The organism is Clostridium sp. YIM B02569, assembly GCF_022320765.1.
Lineage (GTDB): Bacteria > Bacillota > Clostridia > Clostridiales > Clostridiaceae > Clostridium > Clostridium beijerinckii.
This window is the reverse complement of record NZ_JAKJJX010000012.1, coordinates 40,373-57,218: the sequence shown is the minus strand read 5'-3', so window position 1 is coordinate 57,218 and position 16,846 is coordinate 40,373. Positions and strand designations below refer to the sequence as shown.

Annotated in this window: 16 protein-coding genes and 1 riboswitch; of the genes, 4 read left to right on the top strand and 12 right to left on the bottom strand. The window is 30.4% G+C overall.

The genetic code is table 11. The features are described from left to right. Positions 1–75 precede the first annotated feature (75 nt). The 4 genes from L3B96_RS12405 to L3B96_RS12390 all read right to left on the bottom strand — a co-directional run bounded on the left by L3B96_RS12405 (position 76) and on the right by L3B96_RS12390 (position 4,218). Complete coding sequence (locus L3B96_RS12405) at positions 76–2,613, bottom strand: glycyl radical protein (RefSeq protein ID WP_238861211.1); 2,538 nt, start codon at positions 2,611–2,613, stop codon at positions 76–78. Positions 2,614–2,727: 114 nt separating this feature from the next. Next, positions 2,728–3,303: a DJ-1/PfpI family protein gene (locus tag L3B96_RS12400; protein ID WP_238861209.1), complete on the bottom strand. Its 576-nt coding sequence runs from the start codon at positions 3,301–3,303 to the stop codon at positions 2,728–2,730. Positions 3,304–3,376: 73 nt separating this feature from the next. Further along, positions 3,377–3,829: a EutP/PduV family microcompartment system protein gene (gene eutP, locus L3B96_RS12395; protein WP_238861207.1), complete on the bottom strand. Its 453-nt coding sequence runs from the start codon at positions 3,827–3,829 to the stop codon at positions 3,377–3,379. Between the two features lie 8 nt (positions 3,830–3,837). Beyond that, entirely contained in the window at positions 3,838–4,218 is a 381-nt protein-coding gene (locus L3B96_RS12390; RefSeq protein ID WP_012060221.1) for a BMC domain-containing protein, read from the bottom strand. Between the two features lie 254 nt (positions 4,219–4,472). On the opposite strand from L3B96_RS12390, the gene L3B96_RS12385 reads away from it, so the two are divergent. Further along, a complete protein-coding gene (locus L3B96_RS12385; RefSeq protein ID WP_077854639.1) occupies positions 4,473–4,925 on the top strand; it encodes a heme-binding protein in 453 nt (150 codons plus the stop codon). A gap of 48 nt (positions 4,926–4,973) precedes the next feature. After that, the gene (locus tag L3B96_RS12380) at positions 4,974–5,597 is read left to right on the top strand and encodes a cytidylate kinase-like family protein (protein WP_017209051.1); all 624 of its coding nucleotides are present in this window, start codon (positions 4,974–4,976) and stop codon (positions 5,595–5,597) included. Positions 5,598–5,778: 181 nt separating this feature from the next. Here L3B96_RS12380 and L3B96_RS12375 read toward each other — a convergent pair whose 3' ends face one another. From L3B96_RS12375 to mntR, 3 genes are all read right to left on the bottom strand, one after another. Beyond that, entirely contained in the window at positions 5,779–7,071 is a 1,293-nt protein-coding gene (locus L3B96_RS12375; RefSeq protein WP_012060224.1) for an NCS2 family permease, read from the bottom strand. A 222-nt stretch (positions 7,072–7,293) separates the two neighbouring features. Further along, positions 7,294–7,395, bottom strand: a riboswitch (purine riboswitch). A 463-nt stretch (positions 7,396–7,858) separates the two neighbouring features. After that, positions 7,859–8,614 carry an AIM24 family protein gene (locus tag L3B96_RS12370; RefSeq protein WP_238861204.1) on the bottom strand — a complete coding sequence of 252 codons (756 nt, stop codon included), beginning with the start codon at positions 8,612–8,614 and terminating at the stop codon, positions 7,859–7,861. 374 nt (positions 8,615–8,988) lie between these two features. After that, the gene (mntR, locus tag L3B96_RS12365) at positions 8,989–9,459 is read right to left on the bottom strand and encodes a transcriptional regulator MntR (RefSeq protein ID WP_238861202.1); all 471 of its coding nucleotides are present in this window, start codon (positions 9,457–9,459) and stop codon (positions 8,989–8,991) included. Positions 9,460–9,679: 220 nt separating this feature from the next. Between mntR and L3B96_RS12360 the strand changes: the two genes are divergently transcribed. Together L3B96_RS12360 and ytaF are read left to right on the top strand one after the other, a co-directional pair. Beyond that, entirely contained in the window at positions 9,680–10,978 is a 1,299-nt protein-coding gene (locus tag L3B96_RS12360; RefSeq protein ID WP_012060227.1) for an Nramp family divalent metal transporter, read from the top strand. A 280-nt stretch (positions 10,979–11,258) separates the two neighbouring features. Beyond that, positions 11,259–11,873: a sporulation membrane protein YtaF gene (gene ytaF, locus L3B96_RS12355; RefSeq protein WP_039771820.1), complete on the top strand. Its 615-nt coding sequence runs from the start codon at positions 11,259–11,261 to the stop codon at positions 11,871–11,873. Positions 11,874–12,031: 158 nt separating this feature from the next. Here ytaF and L3B96_RS12350 read toward each other — a convergent pair whose 3' ends face one another. From L3B96_RS12350 to rbsK, 5 genes are all read right to left on the bottom strand, one after another. Then, positions 12,032–12,982 carry an L-lactate dehydrogenase gene (locus L3B96_RS12350; protein ID WP_238861200.1) on the bottom strand — a complete coding sequence of 317 codons (951 nt, stop codon included), beginning with the start codon at positions 12,980–12,982 and terminating at the stop codon, positions 12,032–12,034. 90 nt (positions 12,983–13,072) lie between these two features. After that, the gene (locus L3B96_RS12345; protein WP_238861198.1) at positions 13,073–13,843 is read right to left on the bottom strand and encodes a DUF2087 domain-containing protein; all 771 of its coding nucleotides are present in this window, start codon (positions 13,841–13,843) and stop codon (positions 13,073–13,075) included. Positions 13,844–14,131: 288 nt separating this feature from the next. Continuing rightward, a complete protein-coding gene (locus L3B96_RS12340) occupies positions 14,132–14,371 on the bottom strand; it encodes a hypothetical protein (protein ID WP_065418726.1) in 240 nt (79 codons plus the stop codon). 366 nt (positions 14,372–14,737) lie between these two features. Next, positions 14,738–15,049 carry a CD3324 family protein gene (locus L3B96_RS12335; RefSeq protein WP_012060232.1) on the bottom strand — a complete coding sequence of 104 codons (312 nt, stop codon included), beginning with the start codon at positions 15,047–15,049 and terminating at the stop codon, positions 14,738–14,740. An 801-nt stretch (positions 15,050–15,850) separates the two neighbouring features. Next, positions 15,851–16,768 carry a ribokinase gene (gene rbsK / locus L3B96_RS12330; protein WP_238861197.1) on the bottom strand — a complete coding sequence of 306 codons (918 nt, stop codon included), beginning with the start codon at positions 16,766–16,768 and terminating at the stop codon, positions 15,851–15,853. Positions 16,769–16,846: the final 78 nt, after the last annotated feature.

The following is a 16,846-nucleotide window of genomic DNA, read 5'->3' as shown; positions in this document are numbered from 1 at the left end:
CTTATAAAGTGTAACTTTTTCAAATAAAACTTATAAGGGATAAAATTTTGGCCTACTTATTATGTTCAAATAAGCTTAAAGTGAATGTTCAGTACGATTTATAATGTCATCTTGTACTTCCTTTGCTAATACAGTAAATTGAGCACTATAGCCTGCAACACGAACAACCAGGTCTTTATAATTTTCTGGGTGCTTTTGAGCATCTAATAATAATTGCTTATCAATTACATTAAATTGAACATGCATACCTTTATGATCAAAGTAACTTCTTATTACAGAAGCAAAGTTTTGTAATCCTGTATCTCCAGCAACTGCAGATGGTAAGAATTTTTGATTATAAAGTGTACCATTTGATGCTACAAAGTGATCTAACTTAGCAACAGAATTTGCTGCTGCAGTTGGACCTGCACAATCTTTACCTGCTCTAGGAGATACACCATCAGCAAGAGGAGTCTTAGCTAATCTACCATCTGGTAATGCCGCAACATCTTTACCAAATAATACATTTGCAGATACTGGGTAAACTCCAGCTTGAAATTGTCCTCCACGTGGGTTAGTATATTTTTCAACTTCGAAGCAGTATATTTGTGCACATTTACGAGCAACCATATCAACTTCATCTATATCATTACCAAAGCAAGGAGTACTTTCAAGAAGTCTTCTTATATTATCAAAATCTCCCGAAACTGTTGTTTTAGGTGAAGTAAATTCTGAAGAGATTCTACTTTGAATTTCAGATATATCAATTGATCCAGAATTACTTAATATTCTCTTAACTGCTTCATATATCTGCATTTCAGTAACATCGGCATTGTTATTGCTTGTACTAACTGTATTAACGCCAGTATGTCCAAAGTTTGCATCTAATGCTGCTTTTAATTGATCCATTTCAATAGTTTTATCTTCAAATACATGTTTTTGAATTGCATATACGGAATCTCCTGTATCTGCTATACCAAAAGCTTGTGGTCCTGTAAAGTTATAAATTGCTCCACCTTCTTGAACAGATTTGCCCCTTCCAATACAGTCATCAACCATTGCTGATAAGAATGGTAATGGTGCTCTTTCAGCATGAGCATAATCAACACAGTTATCTGCTTCAACAAGATAGTAAACAAAGTATTCCATTTGCTTCTTAAATGCTGCATAGAAATCGTCGATACTCTTAAATGTTGTTATATCTCCTGTGATAGGACCTAATTGCTTGTTGCCTACTTTACCATTATTTAATGTAATCTCTAATACCTTAGCTACATTAAAGAATGCTGCATCATGCCAGCCTTCTGTCTTGTTTGGACATTGAGGTTCAACACAGCCGATAATACAATAGTTACGTGCATCTCTAAGAGTAACACCTCTATTAACTAATGCTGGAATTATAACTTCATCATTGTACATAGCAGGTACGCCAAGCCCTAATCTTGCAACTTCGCAAGCTCTTAACAAGAATTCATCTGGAGTTCCTTGCCATACACGGATAGAGAATGAAGGCGCTGGTAATTTAACATGAGCTGTTGCATCCATACACATGTAAGATATTTCATTTGTAGCATCAAGCCCTTCTTCATTTTGTCCACCAACACATAGGTTTTGGAATACAGCATAACCTGCAAAAGCTTGAGCTGAAATTTCATCACGAGTTTTATTGATATCATTAAGTTTAATCCAAATACAATCAACTAACTCTTGAGCAAATTCTTTTGAAATATTTTTATCTTCTTTAAGGTAAGGATACATATATTGGTCAAAACGTCCTGGCGAAATTGAGTGTCCATTAGATTCAATTTGAACCATTATTTGAATAAACCAGAATGATTGACAAGCTTCATAGAAGTTTGTTGCACCATTTTCAGGTACTCTTTCACAGTTAGCAGCTATTTGTAACAATTCTGCTTTTCTAGTTGGATTTAATTCTGCAGCTGCCATATCTCTAGCTTTTTGAGCATATCTATGTGCAAAATTTATTGCTGCGCTATAAGAAATTACTACAGCATTATAAAATTGTTGTTTCTTTATATAATCAGGGTCTTTCTTGTCCATTATTTTACTCATTGCTTCAATAACTTCAGCAATAATGCCTTTAAACCCTTTTCTTAAAATCTTTCCATAATCAACACAAATGTGTCCGACACCACCATAGAAATAATTTCCTACAGTAAATACTCCATTTGCCATACAGTCTTTTGCTTCTTGAGACATATAAGAGTCAGCAAGTGCACTTGTAGTTTTACCGTCCCAATATTTAAATGCTTCACTTAATTCCGCTGCTGTTTCTTTCGGAATTTGGAATGGATCTGCAACTCTTGCTCCCATTGTGTCAAATTCTTTAGCTACCCAATCATAAGAAAATTCTGGACAGATTTCAGTAGAACGTGGATTTTTAGTAATTGCACCAACTACTAATTCATCTTCACGAATAGTAATAGGTAGATTATTAAATATTTTTTCTACGGCTTTAGCACGTCTTAATATAGGAGATAGACCTTCTGTTTCCTTATATGATTCTGTTACAAGAACCGCTCTTTCTGATTCTACATACGGAATTGCATCCACAATCATTCTTTTTAATCTTTCAACCCTCTCAGTTGGTTTTGAAAACCCTTTAGATATCATTTATAATTCCCTCCTCAAAAAAATCGTAAAAATTTATTTCGTGCAAGTTCATTATATATTAGAGGTATGAAATCGTTGTAATACAATTCAAACTAAAATATTGTAAAATTAAAACTATAATTGAATCTTCACATTGAGAGCATTTAAAAAATCTTTCAAGATGGCTGTATTTCCTGGCCAGGCTGGTGCAGTTATTAAGTTACCATCTACCACTGTTTCATCTGGATTTTTATCTATAAATATTCCTCCAGCCATAACTACTTCTGGCTTAACAGCAGGATACGCAGTTAACTTTCTTCCTTTAATTATATCAGCCGCTGTTAATATTTGAATTCCATGACATATAGCAGCTACTGGTTTTTTTAATTCCATAAAGTATTTTACAATATCAATAACCCGTGTATTAAGTCTAAGGTATTCTGGTGCTCTTCCCCCTGTTATATATAATCCATCATATTCTTCTAATTTTAAATAATCAAAAGACATATTTAATAGAAAGTTATGTCCAAGCTTTTCAGTATAAGTTTGATGTCCTTCAAAATCATGTATTGAAGTCTTTATATATTCCCCGGCATTCTTTTCCGGACAAACTACATTAACTTTAAAACCTAACATTTCCAAGGCTTGATATGGTACCATGGCTTCATAATCTTCAGTAAAATCGCCAGCTAACATCAAAATTTTTCTCATATTCAAATCTCTCCTTAAATAAAATTTGCACTTTTTAAACCTTTACATGTAATTTTAAGACCTTTTCTATATGCTACTTTTCCCAAGGCAGTATATCGTCATCTTCTTTTAAATAATCCAAAAGATTTGGTATTCCTTCTCCTGTATATGAACTTATATGAAATATTTTTTTACAACCGGCAAGGCTGAGCCATGCTTCTGCTAAATCTGCTCTTGCATTCTTATTATCTATCTGAGTCACAATTCCAACTACTTCTCTAGTCGCTCCTGCTCCAATATTAGGGCTATAAAGAGAATATTCTTCAAGTGAACTCATTAGAAGTCCAATTACATCGGCTTCATAGGAGTATAGTATTAACGCTCGTGCTAGTTTTTTATTTTCAGCATATTCGCCAGGAGTATCTATAATAACATCAAAATTATTTATATATTGGGTTTTATGATATGTAATCTCTTTTCCTTTTAAAGCTTGAGTTAAAGTAGTTTTACCACAGCCTGTCCTTCCAACTAACATAATCTTTCTCATAAAACCACCTATGCCTTTGTTAGATTACAAACATTAAACCCTAATGTATTTTTTGCATAGTTTAAGATAGACTCTAAAGCAATTGCCACATCTGAAATTGTTCCTGTAATAATCAAAGTTCCACTAAATCTATCAATAAAACCAATCTCTATTGCCGACGCTTTTATTGCTATATCTGCAGCTATTATAGAAGTTTCACTTGGAGTAACAGTGAGAATACCAATAGCTGCCCTGTTATAATCAATTTTAGGGTCTAATCCTAGCTTCTTATAAATAATTGAGTCTGGGCTCGCAATTACATGAGCCATTGTAATTTGTTTTCCTGGAACGGTTTCTTGAATTATCCTCATTAAATCAGTTTTATTTATCTGCAAATCATTTAACTTCATTTTTTTCACCCTCTCGAAGAAATTGTAATTTTAAATACATTTTTTTGATACCACTCTGTTTATAATGTTAGCATATCCCTAAGGACTATTAGTAATAATTTTGTAACTAAAAATAAGTAAATTTAAGTATAGTCTGAACTTTACTTATTATACAATTGTAAATTACCTGTAGCAAAATTAGTTAAATTATATAATATTATTGGAGTAATTTAACTTAAATACATTATATAAATAATATTTATAGGAGCGATTATATGATAAATGAAGATTTAATAAAAAAGTTATCGAGTGATCTAATTAGTTCTATAAAGACGCCTAAGCTAACACTAAAAATGGCAAAAGAAATTCTTGAAAAAGCAGAAAGAAAAGCTGAATCAATAAATGTTCCAGTAGTTATAGCATTAGTTGATGATGGTGGAAATCTTATCGCCCAGCATAGAATGGATAATTCAATCTTAATAAGTATTAAAGTTTCCTTTAATAAAGCATATACTGCACTTGCTTTAAAAATGTCTACTGAAAGATTTAATGAACTAGCGCTTCCTGGCAAACCTCTTTATGGCTTAGAAAATACTGGACATGGCGAACTTTGTATTTTAGGTGGAGGAATACCAATAGTTAGTAACGGAAATATCATTGGTGCTATTGGTGTTAGTGGTGGAAGCATTGATGAAGATATTCAGATAGCTCAAGCCGCACTTAAATAATTTAATAAAATGTGGTATAATTTCTATATAAGGAAGGAGTGAGATTATATGGATAAGTTTGTAATTGCAATAACAAGAACTTGTGGAAGCGGTGGGACAACAATAGGGAAAATGTTATCTAAAGATTTGGGTATAAATATGTATGACCGTGAGTTATTACGTTTGGCTTCAGATGACAGTGGTATAAATGAAGCTCTATTTGCCAATGCAGACGAAGGTGTAAAAAATAGTTTGTTATATAAGGTTTCAAAGAAAGTATATAATGGTGAATTAATCCCACCTGAAAGTAATGATTTTACTTCAAATGACAATTTGTTCAATTATCAAGCTAAGGTATTACGTGAATTAGCCGATAAAGAATCTTATGTTGTGATAGGGCGTTGTGCTGATTATATCTTAAAGGATAAACCAAATATATTTAAAATTTTTATTCATGCATCAGAAGATTACTGTATTAAGCATGAAATGGATATCCTTGGCGCTTCTGAAAAAGAAGCAATTAAGGAAATTAAGAAATTAAATAAATATAGAAGTGACTACTACTATTACCACACTGGCAATAAATGGGAGGACGTAAAAAACTATGATCTGTCTCTAGATACCAGCAAGCTCGGCTTCGAGAAATGCGTAAAATATATTAAGAAGTATGTAAAGTTACGTATGGAATTATAAATCTTCGGACGTCCTTAAAAATATCTTCAATATAAAATCAAAATTTCCAACTAAATGATAATTCAAAGCACTATTACCATTATTTCTTAACAAATAACATAGAATACTAATAGAATAGTAATTAATTTATAAAAGCCTCATGGTGAATTTTCTTACACCATGAGGCTCTTCTTATCTATTATTACATAAGCGCGAATAATCCTACAAATGCCAAGGCAATAAAATACATTGGTACAGGAATATCTTTTGATTTACCTGTGAATAATTTTATTAACACATAAGAAACAAATCCAAATGCTAACCCATCTGTAATTGAATATGTTAAAAGAGTTAGTATCAATGTTAGGAATACAGGCATTCCTTCAGTGAAATCTGAGAAATTAACCTTTGCTATTGGTTCCATCATTACTGCACCTAAAACTATTAGAACTGGCGCTGTAGCAAAACCTGGTATAGCAGTTAAAATTGGTGAAAAGAATAATGACAAGAAGAATAATCCAGCTATTGTAAGACCAGCAAGTCCTGTTCTTCCACCTTCAGCAATACCGGCTGCTGACTCAACAAATGCAACTGGTGTAGATGTTCCTAAACATGCACCTACTACAGACCCAATAGCATCAGCTGTTAAAACTTTATCTGCATTTTTAACATTACCTTTTTCGTCTAAGTATCCAGCTTTTGAAGCTAAACCAATTAGAGTTCCTATACTATCGAAAACATCTATAAATAACATAGAAAGAATTGCTGGTATTATACCAATCACCATTGCACTCTTAAAATCAAATTGCATAAATATTGGAGCAACTGATGGTGGCATAGATATTATTCCTGTAGGTACCTTAGCAACTCCAAAAATCATTCCTAATACATATACAGAAAACATTCCAATAATGAATGAACCTTTTATATTTTTATAATATAATACCGATATTATAATAACACCTAGACCAGCTAAAAGAACTGTTGGATCTTTTAAATTTCCTATTCCAACTAATGTAGCTTGATTAGCAACAATCATCTTAGCATCTTGAAGACCTATAAATGTTATAAAGAAACCAATACCAATACTAATTGCATATTTTAATGTTGGCGGAACACTATCAATAATTACTTGTCTAATTTTAAATATGTTAAGCGCCATAAATATAAATCCTTCGATTAATGAAGCTGCCAAAGCTGTTTGCCAAGAGAACTTCATTCCCAAACAAATTGTGAATGTGAAAAGAGCATTTAATCCCATACCTGGTGCCATACCAAATGGATAATTAGCAATAAGCGCCATAATTACAGTACCAATAAAAGAAGCCAATGCAGTTGCAGTAAATACAGCTGATACATCCATACCTGATTGACTTAAGATACTAGGATTTACTACTAAGATATACGCCATAGTTAAAAAGGTTGTTAACCCCGCTAACATTTCTGTCTTAACAGTTGTTTTATTTTTTGATAAGTGAAATATTTTTTCTAACATACCGTTCTCCTCCGTTGTTTTTACCGATTTTTTTAATACATTGTCCAATATAGATTCCTCCTATTTTTGAGCTACACAAATTAACACTGCTACTCCAAAATAATACATCTGTTAGTAGGATGCACTAACGTTGAAAAAAATATAAAAGATAATAACAAGAATTTAAAGATTTCTTGTAAAATATAAGCCCCTTTGTTTTTTTACAAAGGGGCTTACAAGTAACAAGTACCTATAAACACCCATAGTCAGACAATTTACGGTAGTCCGGTAGAAACGCTTGAACCTTATTTTCAAGCATATACGGGTAAAATTTCATTATTTATATATGACATACTAATAAATTACTTTTTGAATTTCCATACAATCATCGAATGTTAAAGCATAGAATAAATAAAATGTAATATATTCAGTGCGTAATATATAGCTCTTTATTTTACATACTTAATGCTACAATACTTTGGACTATAAATCAATAGCAAATTAAATATTTTATGTATTTTTTTCATTTTTATTTATCTAATGTTCGTGTTTTTATATGTTTTGGGCAAAAAAAATCTAATAATATAGCTATAATTCCTCGTATGTAAAATTATTCCGAATATTAGTTTTTAAGCAATCTTAATATTTATATTTATTATTCTATTAACTTTTTATATTATCCTGTTTACTATTAATCCCAAATGAACATTATTTTTGACTTACCTTTTAATTTCTTAATAGCAAAAGGATTGGTGATTATAATATTTCTTACCAATCCTTCTACAATTAAATATTCACATCCGTATTTCTATGATATTGGAGCCATAAGTATTTTTCCTGTTCCCCTATATACGTTAACTAATCCCTCTCCTGAAACTGCAGATCCAATTAAACTTTTACTAGACTTTTCAACTCTAAACTCTAAAGAATTAGACCAAGCAATTGCAAAATTTCCATCAATCCGCACCTCATCATTATCTAATATAAATTCTATTAATTCGCTTCTTGGAACAGGACTTTCTAGCACGGCTATCCCTTCACCTTTTAGACACAAATTAAATAGTCCTTCATTCCCAAGCATTGCCGAAGAGATATTTGTCCTCGCAACTATCCTTTGCTGAACCTTAGACTCACACGCTAAGAAAAGTCCATCATCTAAAACCATCCCTCCCCATTCCGAAACTTCCTCAAGCAAAATATGCCTATATGTTGGTTCTAACATCAATAAACCATTTCCCTGATATTTTGGTTTAATAGCAGACTCTTTTGTTACCTTTGATGATATAGCTTTTCCAAAAAAATCACCAATTCCCTTAATATCAGCAGCCATACTCACAGATCCTGCTGTCCACTGCATTACTCCGGAACTTATTGTGTAAGCATTACCATTCAACTCAATTAAAACCTGTCTTTTTCTAACATTCATCTCTGAAGCAAAATATGCTGCCATTGCAGTTGTAGTGCTTACACTCAAATCTTTTTTATATTCAAGAACCTTAACGCCCCCTCTTGATTCTACAATTTCAATATTTTTATTTTCAAAAAGATTCTTACATTTTACCATCGAAAATTTTCTCCCCTTATTCTTTGAATATATATTTCTTATATAGTCTATGTTAATTAATCACATTATTATGTATACAGATAGTAATAAAGATTTTTACATAGACATACAACAATTAACTAAGTTTCTTCCACTTATAAAACAGAACATTCAAAAATACAATTTGTGGCTCACTTTTTTAAATATAGTGCAATTTCAACAAGCATCTTTATTTAAAAAATAATAAAAACTATATTTACTATTTAATTATATCTACTCAAACTCAAATAAAAGCAACATAAATAAATCAGATAATAAATTAAGCCTTATAATTAAGATCTAACTTGCTATCTGATTTATCTTTATTAATGTTTAAATAAACAATCTCCATCTTTCTATTTTATAGACTCTCTATACTCCTTAAAAGCCTTAGCTATACTAGGATTGCTTTCTATAAATTGTACAAAATCCTGAAAGCATTTTGATGTTTCTTTACTTACAGTATGTTCTATCTTTTCTGTTTCATCTAATATTTCTTTATCAGGAATATCAAGTATCTTTAGAAAATTCTCAATAATATGATGCCTGTTAAGAAGTGCTGCGCCAAGTTCTTTACCACTTTCTTCAAGTATTATAATCCCATATTTTTCATACTTTACAAGTCTTTCCTCTGATAACTTCTGTACCATCCTTGTGGCAGAAGGAGGTTGAACATTAAGTGCATTTGAAAGTTCATTAATTCTTAAATACCCTTTATTCAATGACAGTCTATATATCATCTCAAGATAATCTTCCATGGACGCAGTTAGCTTGCTGTCTTCTTTCTTCATATATTCGTTAAAAGTATAGAAATCATTTTTGCCCATATACTTACTCGCTCCCCGTAATAATCTACTTAATAAATTATATGCTTTAATGGCGAAAAAGTTACTTTACTGTAACATTTAGAATATTATTGCATAACTTATAATATAAAATAATTTAGACTAGGCTAAGAAAGTTAACTGTTAATAACTATCTTAATTACATATAAGATTAAAAAATTAGACACATAAAAAAATAAAGTAAGAAAGGTGATGTATTTTCTTGGAGAACGAAAGAGGTTTAAGAAGCACTGATGTATCTGTCACTGGATTTGTTCCATTTAAAAAAGACAGGAGTGCTAATATTAGTAAATTTAGGCAACTATTAAAATATTTAGGTCCAGCTTTTATTGTAAGTGTAGCATATATAGATCCTGGAAACTTTGCAACTAATATTAGTGGAGGATCGGAATTTGGCTATGCGTTAATTTGGGTAATTTTATTTAGTAACTTAATGGCTATCTTTTTACAGATAATGTCTGCAAAATTAGGAATAGCCACAGGCCATAACCTTCCAGAAATGTGTGCCAAAGTATTTTCTAAAAAAACAAATTGGGTATTTTGGATTGTTGCAGAAATAGGTGCAATGGCAACTGACTTAGCAGAATTTCTAGGTGGAACTTTGGGATTATATTTATTGTTCCATATACCAATGATATATGCTGGGATTATTACAGGAATAATAACATTCTTCATTTGTTATATGGAAAAGTATGGCCAAAAAACTATAGAAATAATAATATCAATTCTTGTTGCAGTAATTTGTATTGCATATACAATAGAATTATTTCTTGCCAAACCTGATTGGTTTCAAGTAGGAATTCATACAATAATTCCATCACTGCCAAATAGTCAGGCATTATTAATCGCAGTAGGAATGCTTGGTGCAACAGTTATGCCTCACGTAATATACCTTCATTCACATTTGGTCCAGCATAGAGGAACTGATACATCCATTGAAGGAAAGCTAAAACATTTAAAAATGGAAAAAATTGATGTAACAATAGCTATGAATATTGCCTTTATAGTGAATGCTGCAATGGTTATTGTATCCGCTGCTGTATTCAATAAAAATGGATTAATTGTTGATACAATGGAGCAAGCCCATGCATCATTACAACCTTTACTAGGTTCATTATCTAGCGGAGCTTTTGGAATAGCATTACTTGCCTCAGGTTTGTCATCATCTGCTGTGGGTACTATGGCAGGTCAAACAATTATGAAGGGTTTTGTGAATTTAAGTATACCAATTAATATTAGAAGACTTATAACTATGATGCCTGCATTGGCTATAATTGCACTTGGAATAAATCCAATGAATGCCCTTGTTTTAAGCCAAGTAGCACTTAGCTTCATATTGCCATTTCCGATAATACAAATGCTAACTATAGCTAGACGTAAGGATTTAATGGGTATTATGGCAAATCGCAATTGGGTAAGAATCTTAGGTATTATCATCGCAGCTATAATCATATCACTAAATATGGTTCTCTTATATTTAACATTTACTGGCCAAGCTTAATAGTAATATTTTAGGAGTGCTTTGTGATTAAGTCTATTAACATGTTAAAAGATAAAAACTCTTCTTTTCGGTCTTCCAGAGCCTTAGAAGAGTTTTCTTCCCACTATTAATTTAATCTACACATTTTTGTATGGACATCTTATAAAATATAACTTAAATATCTTTATGTATTTAATAGATATTAGTAATTAAACGTAATTTCGTTTAAAAATTCTTAATCACCACACAAATTTACAACCATATATTAAATATAAGTAATAATTAAGAAGGAATGACATATATGATATTAATTTTATCTGCTTTATTATTTAGTTTATCTTCTAACTTAGATAATTTAGTTATAGGTATTGCATATGGAATAAAAAAAATAAGAATAGACACAACTGCAAATCTTATAGTAGCACTTGTAACTTCTACTGGAACATTTTTATCTATGTTACTTGGCATATATGTATCTAAATTTTTACCAAGCTTTTTATCAAATAGCTTAGGTGCTGGAATTATCATAATTCTAGGATTATACTTTGTAATTCAAAGTATTTTTAAACTTATAAATAATAAAAAAATAAAAGAACTCGCTTTAAAGAATACTAATGATATGATTGAATATGCAGAAAAATCAGATTTAGATAAATCAGGAGATATAGATAAAAAAGAAGCTTTTTTGGTAGCTTTTGCATTAACATTTAATAACTTTGGTACAGGAGTTGCTGCAAGTGTAACAGGCGTTAATATAGAACTTACAGTCATATTAACATTTATATTAAGTATTTGTACACTTAAACTTGGAGAAAGAGCTGGAAACCATATTTTAGGCAAGTTCTTAGGTAAATTTGCTCCGTTAATTTCAGGACTCTTACTTATAAGTCTCGGGATCATAGAATTATTTAACTAATAGATTTAGATTAAATATGGTTTACTAAAATCGTAACATAATAAATTGAAGAACGATTATAAATTTTAGGAATGAAAGTATTTCTATAAAAAGAAATGCTTTCATTCTCAATTTTTTATATAAAATATCATTTATACAAAAATATTAAATATCATATTTTATAATTTTAGTCTTTTATTGTAGTCTTTTATAATCTCAATAGATTCTTTTAATTCTGCCTTTTCACTTTCAACTAAGTGATATTCAACAAGCTCCTTCACTCCTTGATTATTTAAAACCGCTGGAACACCTGCATATGTGTCACTTTCCCCATACTCTCCATTAAGCATAGCTGATACAGGAATAACTTTATTTTCATCGCGTAATATTGCTTTTACAATCTGAACAGTAGTTGCTGCAATACCAAAAGTAGTTGCACCTTTAGCATTCACAATACGATATGCTATTTTCTTAATATCTTCCGTTACTGAATTTAAATTAAAACCTTTTAATCTCATTTCATTGTCACTGATTATATCTAAAAACTTTTTACCCCCAACTGTAATTTGACTCCATGGAATTATCTGTGAATCTCCATGTTCTCCCATGCACAAAGCATGAACACTTTGTGGGTCAACACTCATAACATCAGCTAAATGATATTTCAAACGTGCTGAATCTAGAGCTGTTCCTGTTCCAATGACTTTACTTGCTGGCAAACCCGAAAGTTTGTGCACGTAATATGACATAACATCAACAGGATTTGTTATTACAACTATTATGCCTGAAAATCCACTTTTCATGATGTTCGGGACTATATTATTCATTATTCCTGCAGCTTTTTCTAACATATCTAATCTTGTTTGCCCTGTAATATAAGGTAATGCAGCTGCAATTACAACTATATCTGCATCATTACATTCTTCGTACCCCCCATCTTTTACCCTCATCTTACTTCCGCTATATCCAAGAGAATGTTGCAAATCCGTTGCTTCAGCCCATGATTTTTCTTTATTTATATCAATCAGTATTAAATCATCACAAACATGATTCATTACCATATCAAATGCTACCGCTGCCCCAACAGAACCCGTTCCAACTATTACTACTTTACTTCTTCCAATCGCCATATATATCCCCCTCTACTAATTTTTCTATAAATTATTATATCAAAAATTAGACCTATTATCATCTAACCAATTCCACTTTAGCATAAAAACTTATTCCTTAATCCAATAGCTGCTTCCATCTTTTTTTCTTTCTATAAAACCATACTCTATTAAAGCTCTTCTTATGGTTACGTAATCCTCATACACTCTCTTTAGAATCCTATTTATCTCTTTTTCAGAATATTGCTTTCCTTTTGAAAAATTTCTTGATATCTCTTCTAACACAATAATCTTTTTCTTTTCTCTAGCTGGATAACTCTTTAAACCACCATTTTCATTCATATAAGTTTCAATAACACTCTTCTTTTCTTTATCTGTTATATTATACCTATCATCTAAAGTAGTTGCTGTTTTATAAGCATCACATATAGTCTCTTTACCAATTTTATTAATTTTCTTATTTGTGGTTTTTGAAAGCAAATCCATCATAGCTAAAAATAATTTTGCTTGCTTTTCCTTTTCTCTTAATTTATATCGGTGATTTCGTATTGTTGATTGCGCAACTTTAAGTTTCTCTGAAATTTCTTTATCAGATAATCCCATGGCAATCAATTTTATTAATTCTCTTTGAACATCTGATATTCCAGTAAAACCAGAATTCATATTTAACAAATATTCAAGCATTGAACCGTGGCTTGTTTTAAGATGTAACTCTGCTGATTTCTTTGCATCATACAGCTTTGAATTTATTTCATATATTCTTCCTCTCTGGAATTCTTCTTCACATATTATACACCTATATCCATCATCTTCTTCGAGAATCCCTTCTTTAAGCTCACTTATAGTAGCGTTCCAAAATAATTCATTTGATTTTATATCCATTAATCTCATTTCCTTTCAATATAATTACTTTCTATTTAATATAGTACAGACTTTTATTTACTTTGTCTATATATAAACAAACATTTATGACCAATGTTTGCATTTTTATCAGCATAAACTTTCTGAGTACACCTCATAGGATTTTTCAATGTTCTATTTATTTCAAATAAAAATAGGCCAACCATCTCTATTTATTGTTTATGGTTGACCTATTAATATATTAGATATATCTTAAAACTTACTTGTATTTTCTAATACTTTCAGATTTGAAATTATATTATTATAATTCTAAAATAAAAGCCTATCTCTTTGCATCTGAATGCTAATTCTATTTCTGCATTCCTCATAATCGTTAGATTTTAGCTTTCTAAACTTGTAGTAATCAAAACTCTCTATATTATCTTTAGGCGCGAAATTAAAGATTGCTACAATAAAAGCTTTAGCATTTCGTTTTAACTTAAAAAACAAGTTTCCTATTCCATTTTTATTCTTCATATTTATCTTACCTCTACTAATTCCAAATTTCATTCCGTATTTTTTATAATTCCTTTCCTTGAATACTCCCTAAATTCTGCTTCATGATATTCCATTTAACTCACTCCTTCTTTAATATTTTTAAAGTTTTTGAAACAACTTATTTAATAATAAACTAGCACCACAATAACAGTTTACCCTTACCATAAACTAAATGATATGTAAAAAATTATTATAATTAAACTTTCTTAATTCCGACTCTTTAATTTAGAATCAGCAAAAAACTGCTGAAGATAATTTTTAACGCAATATCCAACTAATAATTAATTAGATATTGAGTTATATATTATTTACAACAGTTTCCTTATAGTATTCTTGTACCTTGCAAATCATTTTATATTATAAATATGAACTTTGTCTTTACTTAGCCTTACTTTTTAGCACTATATGTGATGACTCCAATTTTTCATTATTTAACTTAAATATAATTTTTCTTATACTATCATCTGAAAGATTATATGCCTCTGCAATATCAAAAACTTTTTCGCCTTTTTTATATAATTTATATATTTCTAAATTTCTTTCTCTTATTGCTCTTTTAGTACCATTACTTTCTCCCCAGCCCTTTCTTTCTTCAGTCTTAGGAATATAAATGGTTTCTCCTTGAATATACTTTTGAAGCTCTCTCAAAAGCTTTTCTGGCAGGATATCCTTTCCGTTTTTGTAACACACCCTTGATTTCCTCCTTAAAATTTTTAATATTCAATAATACTACGTTTTTTAAATTTCTCATTGAAACCACCTCCTAATAATTTCTATAATCAAAATTAGATTATTACTCCTTATAATTAGATTCAGATAAAAAAATCCCGTGGATACTAATTAATCATCCATGGGATTACACATAAAAAAACTAGATAATTACTATTGTCTAGTACTTCCTTATGCTTAAAAAATGCAATAAAAAAAACACGATAACCCTCGTGTATTCTGCCTAGATATATATTAATTCTTCAGATGATGGTTAATACTCTTTTGAAAGCACAACGAATGAAAAGTAAGCATAACATACTTCCATTACTCTATAAATATCACAAAAAATAATTATAAAGTTTTCTATAATGACTTTCAGCAATATTCAATTATTTTAAAAAAACCTCAACACTTTTATTTAATAAAATTTTCATATAAATATCCTCCTTCATCTGAATTTTGGTCATCTAACTTTCCTAAATAACCCATATAATATATATTATTCAAAATAATGTTTTATGTCAATATTCTCTAAAAATATTTTTGAATTACTCACAAATGTACTTTTTTAGAGATGTCTAAAAATCTTTCAAAGGAGGATATAATCCTCCTTATTTTATTAGCAAGATTATTAGCTTAAATTTAAGCTAATAACCACCTCTTATTAATTTTCAATATAATCATCCCCTCTCCATTATATTTACCGGTAAATTAATTATCGCATTATACGTATAAATATCTCAATGGAAATAATTTTTATAATTAATTTTTCTTATAAATTTATCTATCTCTAATAAATTTATCAACTCTTTCAAAAGTTGGCATAGCTTCCTGAGCTCCTAGTGCAGTTGTTGAAATAGCACCTACTGCATTTCCAAATATTACGCATTCTTTAAGTTCTTTTTCTTTTGCTAGTGCAAAAGCAAATCCCGCATTAAAAGAATCTCCCGCTGCAGTTGTATCTATTGGATCAACAATAAATCCTGGAACTCTAGTACATTTATCTTTCTTAATAATTGCAGCCCCATCACTACCTAACTTTGCAACTATAACTCTTACTCCCTTATCAAATAATGTTTTTGCTGCTTCTGCAAGGTTTTCTTCACTATTTATCTTTCTTCCAATTAAAGTCTCCAACTCTGTTTCATTTGGTGTTAAATAATCCACATATTTAAAAATTTCATCAGGAAGATCCACCGCTGGTGCTGGATCAAGTATTACTGTCTTACCTTGTTTTTTTAGTTTTTTCATAGTTGCAATTACTGTTTCTAGTGGAATTTCTAATTGAAACAAAAATATATCTGCTCTTTCAATCAAACTCCATTTGCTTTCAATATAATTTATATCAACTTCTGCATTAGCTCCTGGAACAACAATTATATTATTCTCTCCATTATTACTTACTTGTATCACTGCTACTCCAGAAGACATGCCTTTTTCAATGCTTACTCCATGAGACTTGACATTATTACTTCTTAAAACTTCTAGATATCTTTTTCCATATATGTCTTCCCCTATTTTTCCTACCATAAGCACATCTGAACCCAATCTACCTAGTGCTATTGCTTGATTACCACCTTTTCCTCCTGAAAATGTATTAAACGCTTTCCCCATGACAGTCTGTCCTGCCGCAGGAAAATTTTCTACTGTAGTTACTAAATCCATATTTAAACTTCCAATTACACATAGACTTTTCATATAATACGCTCCTCTTCCTACATCAGATTAAAACGAAATATATTTCTAATTTAAATCTAGTATTATTATATCACAATT

What these genes read in the sequence shown, in the direction of transcription:
- L3B96_RS12405 (WP_238861211.1), bottom strand. Translation starts at nt 2,613, where the DNA reads ATGATATCTAAAGGGTTTTCAAAACCAACTGAGAGGGTTGAAAGATTA.
- L3B96_RS12400 (WP_238861209.1), bottom strand. Translation starts at nt 3,303, where the DNA reads ATGAGAAAAATTTTGATGTTAGCTGGCGATTTTACTGAAGATTATGAA.
- eutP (WP_238861207.1), bottom strand. Translation starts at nt 3,829, where the DNA reads ATGAGAAAGATTATGTTAGTTGGAAGGACAGGCTGTGGTAAAACTACT.
- L3B96_RS12390 (WP_012060221.1), bottom strand. Translation starts at nt 4,218, where the DNA reads ATGAAGTTAAATGATTTGCAGATAAATAAAACTGATTTAATGAGGATA.
- L3B96_RS12385 (WP_077854639.1), top strand. Translation starts at nt 4,473, where the DNA reads ATGATAAATGAAGATTTAATAAAAAAGTTATCGAGTGATCTAATTAGT.
- L3B96_RS12380 (WP_017209051.1), top strand. Translation starts at nt 4,974, where the DNA reads ATGGATAAGTTTGTAATTGCAATAACAAGAACTTGTGGAAGCGGTGGG.
- L3B96_RS12375 (WP_012060224.1), bottom strand. Translation starts at nt 7,071, where the DNA reads ATGTTAGAAAAAATATTTCACTTATCAAAAAATAAAACAACTGTTAAG.
- L3B96_RS12370 (WP_238861204.1), bottom strand. Translation starts at nt 8,614, where the DNA reads ATGGTAAAATGTAAGAATCTTTTTGAAAATAAAAATATTGAAATTGTA.
- mntR (WP_238861202.1), bottom strand. Translation starts at nt 9,459, where the DNA reads ATGGGCAAAAATGATTTCTATACTTTTAACGAATATATGAAGAAAGAA.
- ytaF (WP_039771820.1), top strand. Translation starts at nt 11,259, where the DNA reads ATGATATTAATTTTATCTGCTTTATTATTTAGTTTATCTTCTAACTTA.
- L3B96_RS12350 (WP_238861200.1), bottom strand. Translation starts at nt 12,982, where the DNA reads ATGGCGATTGGAAGAAGTAAAGTAGTAATAGTTGGAACGGGTTCTGTT.
- L3B96_RS12345 (WP_238861198.1), bottom strand. Translation starts at nt 13,843, where the DNA reads ATGGATATAAAATCAAATGAATTATTTTGGAACGCTACTATAAGTGAG.
- L3B96_RS12340 (WP_065418726.1), bottom strand. Translation starts at nt 14,371, where the DNA reads ATGAAATTTGGAATTAGTAGAGGTAAGATAAATATGAAGAATAAAAAT.
- rbsK (WP_238861197.1), bottom strand. Translation starts at nt 16,768, where the DNA reads ATGAAAAGTCTATGTGTAATTGGAAGTTTAAATATGGATTTAGTAACT.